Source organism: Paenibacillus sp. 7523-1 (assembly GCF_002276415.1).
GTDB classification, from domain to species: Bacteria; Bacillota; Bacilli; order Paenibacillales; family Paenibacillaceae; genus Paenibacillus; species Paenibacillus illinoisensis_A.
On sequence record NZ_NPBR01000006.1, the window covers coordinates 148,395 to 162,453 of the forward strand.

9 protein-coding genes are annotated in these 14,059 nt (G+C 49.2%); 2 read left to right on the forward strand and 7 right to left on the reverse strand.

Features of this window, described 5'->3' with window-relative positions; genetic code table 11:
- Positions 1 to 21: 21 nt before the first annotated feature.
- Together CHH60_RS08305 and CHH60_RS08310 are read left to right on the forward strand one after the other, a co-directional pair.
- Complete coding sequence (locus tag CHH60_RS08305) at positions 22 to 546, forward strand: NAD(P)H-dependent oxidoreductase (protein WP_095358789.1); 525 nt, start codon at positions 22 to 24, stop codon at positions 544 to 546.
- Between the two features lie 242 nt (positions 547 to 788).
- Positions 789 to 1,901: an FAD-dependent monooxygenase gene (locus CHH60_RS08310; protein WP_095358790.1), complete on the forward strand. Its 1,113-nt coding sequence runs from the start codon at positions 789 to 791 to the stop codon at positions 1,899 to 1,901.
- A 92-nt stretch (positions 1,902 to 1,993) separates the two neighbouring features.
- Here the strand turns inward: CHH60_RS08310 and CHH60_RS08315 are convergent, their stop codons facing one another.
- The 7 genes from CHH60_RS08315 to CHH60_RS08345 all read right to left on the reverse strand — a co-directional run bounded on the left by CHH60_RS08315 (position 1,994) and on the right by CHH60_RS08345 (position 13,566).
- Entirely contained in the window at positions 1,994 to 4,570 is a 2,577-nt protein-coding gene (locus tag CHH60_RS08315; protein ID WP_441339383.1) for a beta-mannosidase, read from the reverse strand.
- Positions 4,571 to 4,652: 82 nt separating this feature from the next.
- The gene (locus CHH60_RS08320) at positions 4,653 to 6,239 is read right to left on the reverse strand and encodes a helix-turn-helix domain-containing protein (RefSeq protein WP_095358792.1); all 1,587 of its coding nucleotides are present in this window, start codon (positions 6,237 to 6,239) and stop codon (positions 4,653 to 4,655) included.
- Entirely contained in the window at positions 6,236 to 7,987 is a 1,752-nt protein-coding gene (locus CHH60_RS08325) for a sensor histidine kinase (protein ID WP_095358793.1), read from the reverse strand. The genes CHH60_RS08320 and CHH60_RS08325 overlap by 4 nt, the downstream gene beginning before the upstream one ends.
- Before the next feature lie 29 nt (positions 7,988 to 8,016).
- Entirely contained in the window at positions 8,017 to 8,871 is an 855-nt protein-coding gene (locus CHH60_RS08330; RefSeq protein ID WP_255247870.1) for a carbohydrate ABC transporter permease, read from the reverse strand.
- A gap of 39 nt (positions 8,872 to 8,910) precedes the next feature.
- Entirely contained in the window at positions 8,911 to 9,789 is an 879-nt protein-coding gene (locus CHH60_RS08335; protein ID WP_095287994.1) for a carbohydrate ABC transporter permease, read from the reverse strand.
- 170 nt (positions 9,790 to 9,959) lie between these two features.
- On the reverse strand, positions 9,960 to 11,273 hold the full coding sequence (locus CHH60_RS08340; protein WP_095358795.1) for an extracellular solute-binding protein: 1,314 nt from the start codon (positions 11,271 to 11,273) through the stop codon (positions 9,960 to 9,962).
- A 208-nt stretch (positions 11,274 to 11,481) separates the two neighbouring features.
- Positions 11,482 to 13,566: an acyltransferase family protein gene (locus tag CHH60_RS08345; protein ID WP_095358796.1), complete on the reverse strand. Its 2,085-nt coding sequence runs from the start codon at positions 13,564 to 13,566 to the stop codon at positions 11,482 to 11,484.
- Positions 13,567 to 14,059: the final 493 nt, after the last annotated feature.

Here is a 14,059-nt window from a genome sequence, read left to right on the forward strand (position 1 = left end):
ATTTTGAGGAGGTAATGAAACTTGAATATTTATATTGTTTTCGATAGCGAGGGCGGTCATACACAGGCGCTGGCTGAGGCGATTGCCGCCGGGGCTGCCAGTGTGCACGGGGCCACCGTTCATCTGCACTCCACCGAAGAAGCTGATGTATACAAACTGGTGGAAATGGATGCCATTATATGGGGATGTCCAGGTCACTTCGGCTCCATCAGCTCCGGTCTGAAAAAATGGATCGACAAGCTGGGTTACCTATGGGCTGAAGGAAAACTCGTGGATAAAGTAGGTGCTGTCTTCTGTACGATTGCCACAGAACACGGAGGACTCGAGTCAGCATTACTTCATCTGCTGACCCCGATGCTGCATCAGGGAATGATTATTACCGGGCTGCCAGGAAACTTTGCTGACAACGCATTATACGGTTCCTATTATGGTGTCGGGGTTACCTGTCCAGTGGATAGTGACGTTCTGTTAAGCGATCAAGGAATTGCTCTTGGCAAAGCCCTTGGAGAACGTGTCGCCCGGATCACCAATCGTCTGATCAGCTAGACCGTGTATCATTCGGGCAGATGTTTTTTACATTTTGTTCTCAAGCCTGCCCTCCCTTCAAGAAGCGGGAAGACAGCGCAGGCTTGAGTCCACTTCTAAGTAAAGTCGCAACTACCTATTGCAAAATTGAAGCGTGTTTGTTTATAATAACTAGTATCTTAAAGTTACTTTTAGTTACTTAATAATTTTTAGAAATTTGTTGTCAGAAAGTAATATAATAACATAGCAAGGGAATTTTATATATGAATGACAATAATCCATTACAAGTAGATGTCTGTATTGTGGGAGCCGGACCAGGCGGTGCCCTCCTGTCTTACTTGTTGAACCGCCAAGGAATATCAACAGCACTAATTGAGCGTCAGCCTCATCTGCACAAATCATTTCGCGGTGAACTGCTTAACCAGGACGGTGAAGCTGTGCTGAGCAAGCATGGACTCTATTCGGGTGTAGCACAGCTCGGAGCCATGCCTTTAGAACAGATTCAATATTGGGAGAACGGACAGATTATCCACACGATTTACCCTGGTGAGGGAGAATCGCATGTGGGCATACATGTTCCGCAGGATCACCTGCTGGATTTTATCGTGTCACAATCACAGGCCCTGCCGCACAATCACGAGACGGTACTATTTAATACGGTGATGACCGGACTGCTTAGAGATAAGACAGGAAAAACAGTAGGCATCAATGTTCGGCATAATGGTGTTCCCGCTTCTATAGAAGCAGCCATTATTGTCGGAGCGGACGGGAGATTTTCTGCGGTACGAAAATACGCTGGCCTCACCCCGGATATACGCAAGCATGGGTATGATCTGTTATGGGCCCGAATTCCCGCGCCTGTAGGCTGGGAACCAGCCGTTCGTATGGCGAGCATGAACGGTCAGCAGCTGGCGCTGTTCTCCCAATACGGCGGGTATGTACAGATTGGCTGGAATATCCCGCAGGGTTCCTTCTCCAAGCTGCGTGAGCAGCCCTTTGCCCCTTTTGTGGAGAAACTCGTGGAAGCCTTCCCGTGTCTCGCGGAATCGGTCGCTGCACATATTCAGACCTGGAGCGATTTTGTACTGTTATCCGTAGAGAGCAGTTACAGCGAGTCATGGACTCAAGACAATGTGGTTCTGCTCGGCGATGCGGCACATACCATGACGCCTACAGGAGCCTTTGGGCTCAATGCAGCGCTGGAAGATGCCGATGCACTTGCCGAGATCATCATTCGGATGGCCTCTGATCAATTTCAATCGGTGGATCTATTGAAGCAGCTTCAGGTGATTCGCAGCAGCAAAGTGAAACAACAGCTTGCTCGTCAGGTGGAGATGGAATCCTCCTTTCAACAGCGTTACGAATCCCTGCGCTAGCAACCGCTCGAAATCAATCGTATTTAATTCAAATTAAACATGCCGATGGCTTCTGTTCAGAGGCCATCGGCATGTTTTGCTTCATTTTGCAATTATATTTCGCGACCGTTCATTGCACTTACCCGAAGCTCATTCAGGGGCAGCGACTCCATCTCTGGATGGCGCAAATACACCGTTCGACTTTCCCCTGGAAGCAAGTCGAAATAGTTGTCACTGAACCGCACACGTCCCAGCGGAAGCTCCATTTTAACCATTCTTGCGATGGCACCGCTAGCTGTAACGGTAACAGACTGCTCCTCCTCATTCACATGCACACTCAGCTGAGACAACGGCAGCGCGATGTCCTTCGGATCACGCAGGAAATATCGGTTAAGCGGGGCAGCAAATCCTTCCGATACAAGTTCAATCATGACTTCTTCGGGACGTCTGCCCTGCAGCACTGCTGCTTCACTTAATACTCCAACCTTTGAAGAAGATTGGGCTTCAACCTCCACCTGCAGTGTATCCGAGTATACTTTCTCCCCATTCAATTGATATACATTAATTCGAAGATGTCCCTGTAACCCCTCAAGTTTATCGTTCACGACCCACAAAGCAAGCGGATCGCCTGGCTCATGCTCTAGTGACAGTAGAACCGGATGGAAGAAGGTCTTCCCATAATAAAAGGATGCCTTGGGCAGCAGCTCATAATCGATCATGGACCAGCTCGTTCCCGGCCAGCTGTCGTTCAGCTGCCACACAAGCGCACCACTATTCCGATGATTGATCCTCCGGAAATGCTCGATTCCGTACCGTAAGCCTTCCGCTTGAGTCAGCATCGAATAATTCATGTATTCTTCAATCGTTTGTGGAATGCCGGTGTAGCCTTCCATCAGAAGAATGCCCTTTTGGTGATTGGTATCCTTGTTGCGATAGGCCATCTCAGGACTTCCCCAGTAGAACTGCCCTTCAGGCATATTTTTCTCCAGCGTATAACGGTTGGCCGAAGCATGCATGCCGAATTCACTGCTGAACAAGGCATAATCCTTTTTAAAATTTTTAAATGTTACGCCCTCAATGCTGTAGTCAAGCAGCGGCGGTTCACCGTGTTTTCTTGGATAAACAGACCCATGCCAAACCTGCCAGTTGTGACGGTCACCAACATCCGGATCATTGGCATCATTGCCATCCTTGTCTCCAAACGGTGAAGACGGCCAATACGGACGGGACGGATCCAGACGTTCCAGAGCCTCAGGAATCAGCTCATGATAGATCAGCTCCCCATAGAACGGACTAGTGATGTCTCCGCTGGCAGATTTCATATCGTAAAGCCAGTCAATCTCGTTATTGCCGCACCAGAGGGCAAGTGATGCCCGGTTCCGCAGCCTGATCACATTATTTTCCACTTCGCATCTGACATTCTCCATAAAATCTTGATTGAAGTCAGGAAATAATGCATTAGCAAAGGCAAAATCCTGCCACACCAACACCCCTAGCCGATCGCACTCATCATAAAAGACATTCTTCTCATAGATGCCGCCTGCCCACACTCGCAGCATATTCATGTTTCCTTCGACAGCCAGCTCAATGAGCTCCCGATATCTCGAGTCGGGAATAGCACCAATTAGGTGATCAGCGGGTATCCAGTTGGCCCCCTTGGCATACATTTTGGTTCCGTTCAGTATAAAAGTAAATGCGTCTTCTCCCTGTTCATTGTGGAGGGCAAGTTCAATGGTTCGTATCCCATAGGTCTCGCGATAACGGTCTACTTCAATTCCATCGGCGTACAGGACTACCTCCAGTGTATACAGATATGGTTCACCCAGATCATGCGTCCACCACAATCGCGGTGAAGGCACAGCCAGTGTTGTATCCGCCTGTCCATCTTGGACAGTCAGCGCAGCAGCTTGAGTCACTTCCTCACCGCTCGCATCCAACAAGCGGATATCACATGTCGTGACTACAGCTTGCTTCAGCTGCTGTCTGCTTCGGAAGGACATCACCGATTTCACTTTTGCCGTAACATCGATCACCGCCTGTTCTTGGCTGACAGACTTGGTCCGTGCAAACACACTATCCAGCTTCGCTATCTTGTGTCTCTCTAACCGGACTGCACCCCAGATGCCGACAGTAACCATGCGCGGTCCCCAGTCCCAGCCGAAGTTCATCGCTGCCTTGCGCAGCCAAGGCCGTTCCTTCGTATAGGATGACCAGTCGAATGTCTCTTTGTCCCGGTTGTGCAGAGACAGCGGATCGAATCGAACTGCAATGGCGTTCCACCCATGGCGGACCAGTGTCGTAACATCGAAGGTATGGGACATGAGCATATTGGCTGTTTTCCCCACCTCATGTCCGTTCACATAGACCGATGCAAACGTATCCAAACCTTCGAAGACAAGTTCAAAATGTTCCTGATCCTCTTCCGCCTTCACCAGGTTAAAGTTGGTACGATACCACCATTCCTTTTGCTCGATCCAACGGCTCTTGGTATCGTTATGCCCGTAGTATGGTGGATCAATTATGCTCCTCGCCACCAAGGCCGAATGAACATCCCCTGGCACTTCCGCCCCGATCCAGAAACGGTCATCCAGTGCAGCAGCTGCGATGTCCATCGTCCGTTTTTCCCCGACTTCAAAATGCTGGATCTTCCATTGACCTGACAGATCCTGAATTGAATCACTCTTCTTCATCATATGCCTCGCTTCCCAGATCCCTGAATCATTCCACATTATCGAAAACGTTTGCAGAAACAAGTACAACCGATCGTGTCTGCTAACTTCCTGAAGGCTTGAATGCATACGCCTCTTCGCGAAATTCACTCGGGGTCTTGCCTGTATGTTTTTTGAACAGCCTGCTAAAGTATTTTACGTCTTCATACCCACTCATGGCAGCCACTTCACTGACTTTTGCAGGAGAGACTGCCAGCATCTCCATCGCCCGCCGAATACGCATATTCGTTACAAAATCCCCAAACGTTGTACCTGTCTCTTTCTTGAACAGTTCGCTGAGATGTCCAGGGTGCAAATGGATTTGGCCAGCCACCTGCTGTAGACTGATTTCTTGTGCCAATCCGGATTCCATGTAGGCAATGGCCTTTTGCACATGCGAAGCCTGCCCTTGGCCCATTTGGCTGTAATATGTATGCATCAGACCATATAAATGGTGAAACAGCATATCCTGAAGGTCCGCAGCATCTGCTTCAGGTTCCGGCACCCATGGATCATATCGTACAGGCTCTTCTCTTCCTATTGCACGCATCGTGCGAACCAGCCAGCGTTGTCCTGCAATGACCGCAGAATGCAAACAGGCGTTGAACGATTCTGGCGTTACCTCCGGGTCCAACATGAGTTCTTTTACAAGCTCCCGTGTCCATGTGGTGAGCGTGACAGGGTCATTATCGAGCAAAAGGGTCCCCAGCACGGTTTCCTCTTCATGCGTAAGTAATGTTTTACCACCCTTGCGGTGTTTTACATGCTCGATGCTCCAAATTTTATCGTCAAGCAGACTCATGTATTGATACGCTTGGGATGCCGTTAAATAGCTTTCGTGAAGATGTACCTCGCCACAAACCGGATGGCCTACAGCTGCACGCAGCGTACATTTCAGGAGCTGCTCCATATGATTAACTACCGTTCCCAGCGTGTTCAGTAATTCCTGCTGCCTGCTCGTTACCTGCATTACACCAATAATCTGTTCCTTGTGAATATGAGTAGCTGCGCCAGGCAGCATATCCTCCAGCATATTTTGCACGGCAAATCTCAGAAGTGCAGCAGAAGAGCGGCTCCATCCTTGCGCACGAATAACGAATACAATCTGCTTGTAGACCTGACGGCCGTCCAATGATACACCAGCATACTCCGCCGCGCCCGGCTTCAAAAATGCTGGACACGAACCTGTGATCACATCACCTTCAATAACCCATCGTTCAAATAACCGCTGTTTATTCTCCTGTAAAAGTCGCCCTTCCTTGGACTTTTCTGTCCAGCGGTCCATAACTCTTTGCTTGGCCTGGAGAACCGTTTTGATAATTTCTTCCGGTTTGCTCGTTTTTAACAGATAATCCGTCACACCCTGCCGAATCGCCTGCTGAGCATAAGAGAAGTCATCGTAGCCTGACAAAATAATGACTTCCATCTCAGGCAGCAATTGCAGTCCTTCATTTGCAAGTTCAAGCCCTGTCTTGCCAGTCATGCGGATGTCAGTCATCAGAATGTGCGGACGCTCCTCAGCCAACCGGGACAACGCTTCTTCAGCCGAGGCTGCTGGTGTAAGGAGATCGATCCCCAGCTCGCCCCAGGCAATAACACTGGCAAGTCCGGTACGAATGATCACTTCATCATCGACAATCAGTAGTCTCATGGCGATTCCTCCAGAAAGGGTATGGAAAATGAAATACGGGTCCCTCCACCGACACGGCTGTCCATCTCAAGTTGAGAAGCAGCCCCATAATGGAGCAGCAATCTCTCATTAACGTTGTGGATCCCGTAGCCACCAGCAGTGGGATTCACTTCCGGCAGTCTTTCCTTCAGCTGTTCCAGCCTCTCCTGCTCCATGCCGACACCATCATCCAGCACCAGTACGTTCATTCGTGCTTCATCCGGATCTTGACGAATCATGATGGTGATCGTTCCCGGACCATTCTTGGGCTGAATACCATGTACCATGGCATTCTCAACGAGCGGCTGTAGCAGAAGCTTCAGCATCATCCGCTGCTCCAAGGCAGGATCCACAATATAGTGCACCGAAAATTTATCAGGGAAGCGGATGGACTGCACCCGTACATAATGCTGGATATGGGCAATCTCCTGCCCAACAGGACAGAAATCCTTGCCGTTATTCAGGCTGATGCGCAGGAAATCACTTAAACCTTCGACCATATCCGCAATCCGGCTCTCTTTTGACATCAGGGCAATCCAGTGAATGGACGAAAGGGTATTATACAGAAAGTGGGGATTGATCTGTGCCTGAAGTGCCCTGAGATCAGCTTCTTTCTTACGGGCTTCACCTTGTATAACCTCTTCCTTCAGGCTCTCGATATGTGCTCCGAGCAGATTGTAGCTCTCTCCCAGTCTGCCGATCTCATCATCACTCTCAGATCGAAACAAGGGCAGCGGCCGGTCCGGGTCAATTCGGGACAGGTGCCTGGTAAGCACACGGAGCGGCCTTGTTACGCGGCGGACGGTAAACCAGACCAGCCCTGCACAGATTACCGCAGAAGCGACCACGGCTACAGCCGTAAGAATCAGAATATAACCATTCTCCGACTTGTATTGGTCGTAAGGAACTGTTCCAGTCAACGTCCATCCAGTCAGCTGTTCCGGGTAATAGAGCAGCGTCCGTTTGTTTTCTCCACTGCCATACGTAGTCGTCCCGCTCTCACTCTGCCGAATCAGCGTCTGCAATTCAGGTTCGACCTGCTCCAGAGTCTGCCCAAGCCGAGATTTATCCATGGAGGACAGGATCTCTCCGGATTGTCCGACCAGCTCCAGACGCCCTTCACCTCTGCCAAGTCCGAGCGCAGCCCAGTCTTTGGAAATGGCCTTTTCATCCAGGCTGATCGCGAGCCATCCGATGGGTCGATAATCATGAATGCTGCGGATGGGACGCACCAACGTAATCACATTTTGTATGCCTGCATAGTTGCGAACCGGGTAGACGCCGGTCCACATTTTAACCGCATCGCCAGCAGGAGCTGGAGGATCGGAAGTACCCGGTTCATACCAGGTAGCCGTTGTCAGGACAGCATCAAACCGATCCGGATATATCGCTATATTCGCAATATACTTTTTAGACGCCGCCAGATTGGTCATCCTGCCGACAATATCCACGCGGTCCAGCTCGTGATCTTCATTTCGGCTCAGATACTGCTGAACATCGCGCTCTCCAATCAGGAAAATCGAAATATTCTCGGCATCCTGCAGCATATAGCGAAGATTGGCTTCCACTTGTTTCAACGTGTCCATACCGGACAACTTCGTCTTCTGCTCGGTAATGCGGGAAGAGATCAGAAATGCGAACAGACCCAGCGCCAGCAGCGGCACGATCATGGAGGCAGTTACGACAACCGAGAGCTTCCTCTGCAGCGATGATGTGAGCCAGCTTCCCAATGCTTTTCCTCCTCTGGATGCGCCTTCGTTTAACCCTTAACCGCTCCAGCCGTCATGCCTTTCATAACCTGTTCCTGAAAAACAAGATATAGAATAATGGTCGGGATAACCGACAATGTCATGGCGGCCAGCGTTAATCCATAATCCGTCTGGTATCCGTCTGCGAAGTTCGCAATCGCAAGCGGTAACGTTTTCAATCCTGTCTTGTTAATGAATACAAGTGCGAACGAAAAGTCATTCCAAGCATGCAAAAAACTCAGAATTGTAACGGTGGACAAGGCAGGCACTGACATCGGCAGCATGATCCGGGTAAACAGTCCCCACAGACCTGTTCCATCGATAAACGCTGCCTCTTCAATATCACGTGGTACACTTGTAAGATATGCCGTCAGTACAAAGATAGCAGTTGGCAATGCAAAGGCCGTATACGGCAGGATTAATGCCCAATACGTATTCAATAGAGACATCTGCTTCATCAGAATGAACAAAGGAACCAGTGTACTATGAATGGGAATCAGCATGCCTACAACGAAAAAGGTCATGACCAGCCCTTTCCAGCGGAACTGGAATCGTGCCAGTATGAATGAAGCTAGAGCTGCAATAAACAAAGTCAAAATCAATGATCCTAATGATACCACCAGTGAGTTGCCAAATGCCGTACCCAATTTGGAACTTTCCCACGCATTGCTGAAATTGGCTACATTCCATTGGGCCGGCAAACCAAATGGCCTGCTGTAGAAATCTTCATTCGTTTTGAACGCACTGATCACAAGCCAGTAAAACGGATACAATGTTAAAATACCATACACCGTCAGCAGCGTCCAAACAATTCCGCTGCGCAGCCGGCGAACCGGATGACCTGAAGCTCTTCCTGGTGATGGCATCGTTACAGGTGTCGTACTCATTGCAGTTCCCCCTCTCTTCTAATTCTCTTTTCTTTTGCGACTGGTCACCCACTGGCTTGTTCCGATAAGCAGCAAGGAGATCAATACGATGGTTGTCGAGATTGCACTACCGAAACCATAACGGTAGGTTGTAAAGGTTGAATTATACATATACGTAGCGAGCAGCTCGGTTGCATGAGCCGGACCACCTTTGGTCATGATGTACACCAGATCAAACGATTTCAGACTACCCGAAATACACAGAATGATCGCAACCTGCACGGTTCCCCAGATCATGGGCAGTGAGATCGATACCAGCTTACGTATGCCCGAAGCGCCGTCAATTTTGGCAGCATCATGAATTTCACCAGGAATGTTTTGCAGCGCAGAGATGAAAATAATCAGGTACAAACCAACGAAGCTCCACAGCAGTGGCGGTACGAGAGAGAAGATGGCAATTTTGTCGTCAGACAGCCATTGCAGCTTCCAGCTCTCCAGACCGAGCGCATCCAGCAGGAAGTTCAGGATCCCGATCTGCGGATGATAGATATACTGCCAGATCATGCCGATAACGACGGTAGACAAGACCATGGGCAGGAAGACAGCAGAGCGCAGGAAGCGCTGCAGCGGATTGCTTTTGTGTAAAATGACCGCGAGCATCAGTGCTAACGGAATCTGACCGAACACGGAGGCAAGTACAAAAATGACGTTATTTTTCAGTGCCCGCCAGAATACCGGGTCATGCCAGATCTCGACATAGTTATTCAGACCGATATATTTGGACTCCCCGATGCCGGACCAGTTGAAGAAGCCGTAATAGGCTGACCATACAACCGGAACAAATACAAACAATGCATATATGATGACTGCCGGAGCAAGCCCCAGCATAATAAAGCGACGACTGCGCAGTGCATTCATTCCTTCACTTCCCTTCTTTAATACCTTACATATCTCCTTCACACATTGAAGCCTGCAAATAAAACGGAAAACCCCTCCCCTGCCGGGAAGGGGCTATACTGCTCAGTTAATCTCATGAAGTACGAATCACCGAGCGTTTTCAATCTACAACCTATTCCTTATCCATTCTGTTAGTTGCTAGCGGCATTGGCCTGTGCAGCCTGAATTTTGGCAGCGATATCTTCCGCTTTGCCGCCCATCAACAGTTCCTGCAATCCATTATTAATAACTTCAACCGTTGCAGACCCCAGCTTGGAATCGTAAACCGGATTAATCTTCACTTCCTGCATCAAGTCGTACAATTCAATGAACAAAGGATGTGCCTTGGATTTGTCCAGCTCAATGTTGTAGCTAACGAGTGTACTGCTGTCCAGCGTAGCCTTTTGACCGTCAGGTCCTGCCAGGGCATAGAACAGCTCCATGGCTGCCTCTTTTTGGGCACCGCTCAGCTTTTTGCTTACACCCAAACCGGTACCTACCACGCCTGATGTCGTTCTTGGCTCTCCTTCACCACCATCTACCGGGGGAAGAATAGTAATATGCGTGTTGTCCAATACCTCCGCAGGTGCGTTGTTCACCAGGTTCGCCAGGGCCCATCCACCATTCATGACCATGGCTGCTTTCCCCTGAAAATACAGCTGCATCATCTGGGTTTCGTCAATGCTGTTGAACCCATCCTGAAATGCCTTGCTGTTACCAAGCTCCTGCATTTTGTTTAACGCCTCGATAAACTGCGGATCCGTAAAGCTGGCACCCTCCTGGGCTGCTGCTTTCAGAAACCAATCTGTACCCGTAATCCGGTCTGCCAATGTACTGAAGATCGTTGATTGTGCAACCCAGTTTGCCTTGTTCCCCAGGGCCATTGGAATAACCTTGTTCTCATTAAACGTTGCAATGGCCTGTTCCAATTCAGCCCACGTTTCAGGAACTTTGACGTTATACTGTTTAAACAGTGCTTCGTTGTAATAAATGAAGGAACTTGGCGCCAGATTCATCGGCACGGAGTAGATGTTTCCGTCAACCGTATATCCATCCAGTGCGTTCGGGATAAAGTTGTCCTTCCACTCCGGCTTCGCATCCAGCTCTGTGTTAATGGGCTGAAGCAGGTCGCCTTTTACAAACTCTTTCGTCATGGCATCCGGCCACATCACAAACAAATCCGGCATTTCGTTTGCAGCAGCTACAGTACGGAGTCTTGTTTTCAGGCCGTCTGTCGGCAAGCCCTCATCCACCACTTCAATATCTGGATGTGCTGCCCGGAAATCCTCAATAATTTTACGCATGGCTACTGCCTTGGCATCCTGTCCGGTCCAGTTATGCCACAGCGTAACCGTGACTTTATCGCTGCTGCCCGTTCCCTCCGAAGCATCACCACCACTGCAGGCAGCGAGTACCATCGAAAACAAGGCAATTGCCACAAAACCCGAAAGCCATCTTTTTAACATCTCTATACTCCCCCTTGGCTGTTTGAATACCCTCATTGTAAATGGTAACGCTATCATAACGTAAGGTGACGATCCACGGATGGTGGGGTGAAAAATATCGGATGCCACACCCAATAGCGTGTTACTTGTAATTAGAACAAAAAGAGCTCTCGATGTGAGAGCTCTTTAAACAAACAATCTATTTCGTATGAAAAAGAATAAGTTCAATTTATTTCATGCTGCTTTTGATAAGTGCTGCAAAAGCTTCCGAGCCTTCCTTTGTTAAATGTACGCCATCTTTTTCAAAGTACTCATCGTGCCCTTCGCTTGCACTGTTCCAATCAATGAGGGAAACGTTACTGTAGGATGAGGCTGCTTCGTTCAATGCTCTGTTAACCGTTCGTTCCCAAGGACGCGGGACCCGGACAGTAACCAGATATACATGATTCTCATCCTTGAGGTAATCCAAAACAGAATCCAGGCTTTTGGAATTGAATGAACCGTTGGTTCCCAATTCCAGGACAACCTGATTGCCAAGTTGGTCGTTTCGTTTGAGCCCATCCAGGACATCGGCTGCCTCCCACATTTGACGGCCAACATGACCGTCCACGTGTACCCCGGACATATGTTGTTCCAAATAAGGCTTGGCATCCAGAATGACCGAATCCCCTATCACGGTATAGTGGATCTTGCCGTCTTCAGCAGGGGGAGCTTTTTCTCCACCCTCTTGCAAAGCATCACCTGGCTGATCCGGGTTCCCCGCAGTATCAGCCCCGTTATCATCGGCATGATCCTTATTTCCAGCATCGTCTGCAGCAGTCTGGTTCGGCTCGTTAGCAGCCGTTCCATCTCCTTCATCGGATGCCGGTTCTTCCGTTTTGGAAGGCGTATCTGGCTTCGACGTCTGCTCTGCTGGCTTGTCTTGCTGATTGCCACCATCATCTGCAGGCTTGTCATTCTTCTGCGGTGCCGGCTTCTGGCCGGAACCTGCAGTATCAACAGGAGCCGGAAGAACATCCTGTCCTATCTCTTCATGCACAGCATGTTCTCCGTTCAATGTGGTAGACATCGATACAGAATGTGAATCGGAGTTCGCCGCAGAGGAAATCATCATCTGTGACACGGTGAAGCACATAAACAGAACTGACATCACCACTCCGCCCCGCTTCAACCATATCTGATGCGTACTAATACCGTTTCGCCCTCTACTCCATAGCCGGGAACAGGTATCACGGAATCCGTTATAACGGATTGGATTTTCGATAAACTTCAATGATAGTGAAGCCAGCACTACCGTTGCTGCCACCTGCAAAATCATTCGAACCGGATGTAAACCTCCAGTATCAACCACAGGACTTGTCAGGATGATTACAGGATAATGCCAGAGATAGAGCCCATAGGAACGCTCCCCAATCCATCTCAGCGGTTTTGCACCAATCAGGCGTCCCAGCATCGAAGAGGGATGAGCCAACACAGCGACCAGAAGCGTAGTAGCTATGGCTTGAAGTACCATACCCCCTTGGTAGAGCGATGGTTCATATTCACTGCTGTTCAGCATCATGTAGACCAGCAGGGCCAGCGCTGCCAAGCCCGATACATCGAGCACGGCTCGATTAAGGCTCGCAAGGGAGGAGGACAGTTTGCGGCTTGGCCACACAACAGCCAGTGCAGCCCCGGCTAGCAAGGCAAAAGCACGCGTGTCCGTACCATAGTATACACGGCTCGGATCCAGATTCGGATTGTATAGAATAGCCATTGCTCCAGCAGATAACTCAGCGGCAACGACAATAAAAACAACGAGCCATCCCTTTCTTTTGAACAGCTTAATTGAAAGGATAAGGAGCAGCGGCCACACAAGGTAAAACTGCTCTTCCACGGCAAGCGACCAGAAATGTCCGAACGGTGATGGAGGACCGAAACTCTCGAAATAGGATACATGGTGGAAGATATACCACCAATTGCTTATGTATAATACACCCGATATAACGTCCCCACGCAGGGAAGCAAGCCGGGAAGGATCTGTGAAGAGAAGCCAAATCATGACCACTGCAGTCATGGTAAGCATGCCAGGCACGAGACGTCTGATTCGTCTCACCCAAAAATCACCGAGTGATATGCGTCCATGTTCCTGCCATTGGGACACAAGAATATCTGTAATCAGATAACCTGATAAAACAAAGAAAATGCCTACACCGAGCAAACCACCGGGAATAAAACCCAGATTAAGATGATATCCAATCACAGCAAGCACGGCAATGGCCCGCAGACCATCCAGTCCGTTCATATGCCGCCTGTTGTTCAACGTTTGTGACATTCGCGCCCCCCCTTGTTGCTTCGGGCCCACATCGTGGATGTCTGGGGCAGTTGCAAATCAGCTTGGCTTCGCATCGTGATTCTGGTTGTCATTAACATACGTATTGCACCTTTCGTCATTCATTTCCAATATATCGATCAACACTCACGTTTAGCATTATACGCTCAAGCGCAGTGAGATAAATTACAGCAGTAGTTACAAAGTGGTGAAACGATGTAACCTTTCCTGCCAGCTAATATAGCTGTAAAATCATACTCCAAAATTGTCGTTTAATACAGTCTTTTTCTTGGGCTGGGTAATATTACCTCACTACCATATCAATACAAAAAGACCGCCCACTTCCTCAGCAGCCACAATTCATTATAAACCTATCCCCAGCCGGATTGAAAGTTTTGCCCATAAATGCTTCTAGATGCCTAGGACTCTGGAGGTGAAAAGGACGAATCCTCTTTTATTCCGGGAATCTTCTAGTTGAAATCATCCTTTGAAGCCC

Bases quoted from the DNA above. Each gene is read 5' to 3' on its own strand.
- CHH60_RS08340 (WP_095358795.1), bottom strand. From the start codon at position 11,273: ATGTTAAAAAGATGGCTTTCGGGTTTTGTGGCAATTGCCTTGTTTTCG.
- CHH60_RS08310 (WP_095358790.1), top strand. From the start codon at position 789: ATGAATGACAATAATCCATTACAAGTAGATGTCTGTATTGTGGGAGCC.
- CHH60_RS08345 (WP_095358796.1), bottom strand. From the start codon at position 13,566: ATGTCACAAACGTTGAACAACAGGCGGCATATGAACGGACTGGATGGT.
- CHH60_RS08330 (WP_255247870.1), bottom strand. From the start codon at position 8,871: ATGCCATCACCAGGAAGAGCTTCAGGTCATCCGGTTCGCCGGCTGCGC.
- CHH60_RS08320 (WP_095358792.1), bottom strand. From the start codon at position 6,239: ATGAGACTACTGATTGTCGATGATGAAGTGATCATTCGTACCGGACTT.
- CHH60_RS08335 (WP_095287994.1), bottom strand. From the start codon at position 9,789: ATGAATGCACTGCGCAGTCGTCGCTTTATTATGCTGGGGCTTGCTCCG.
- CHH60_RS08315 (WP_441339383.1), bottom strand. From the start codon at position 4,570: ATGAAGAAGAGTGATTCAATTCAGGATCTGTCAGGTCAATGGAAGATC.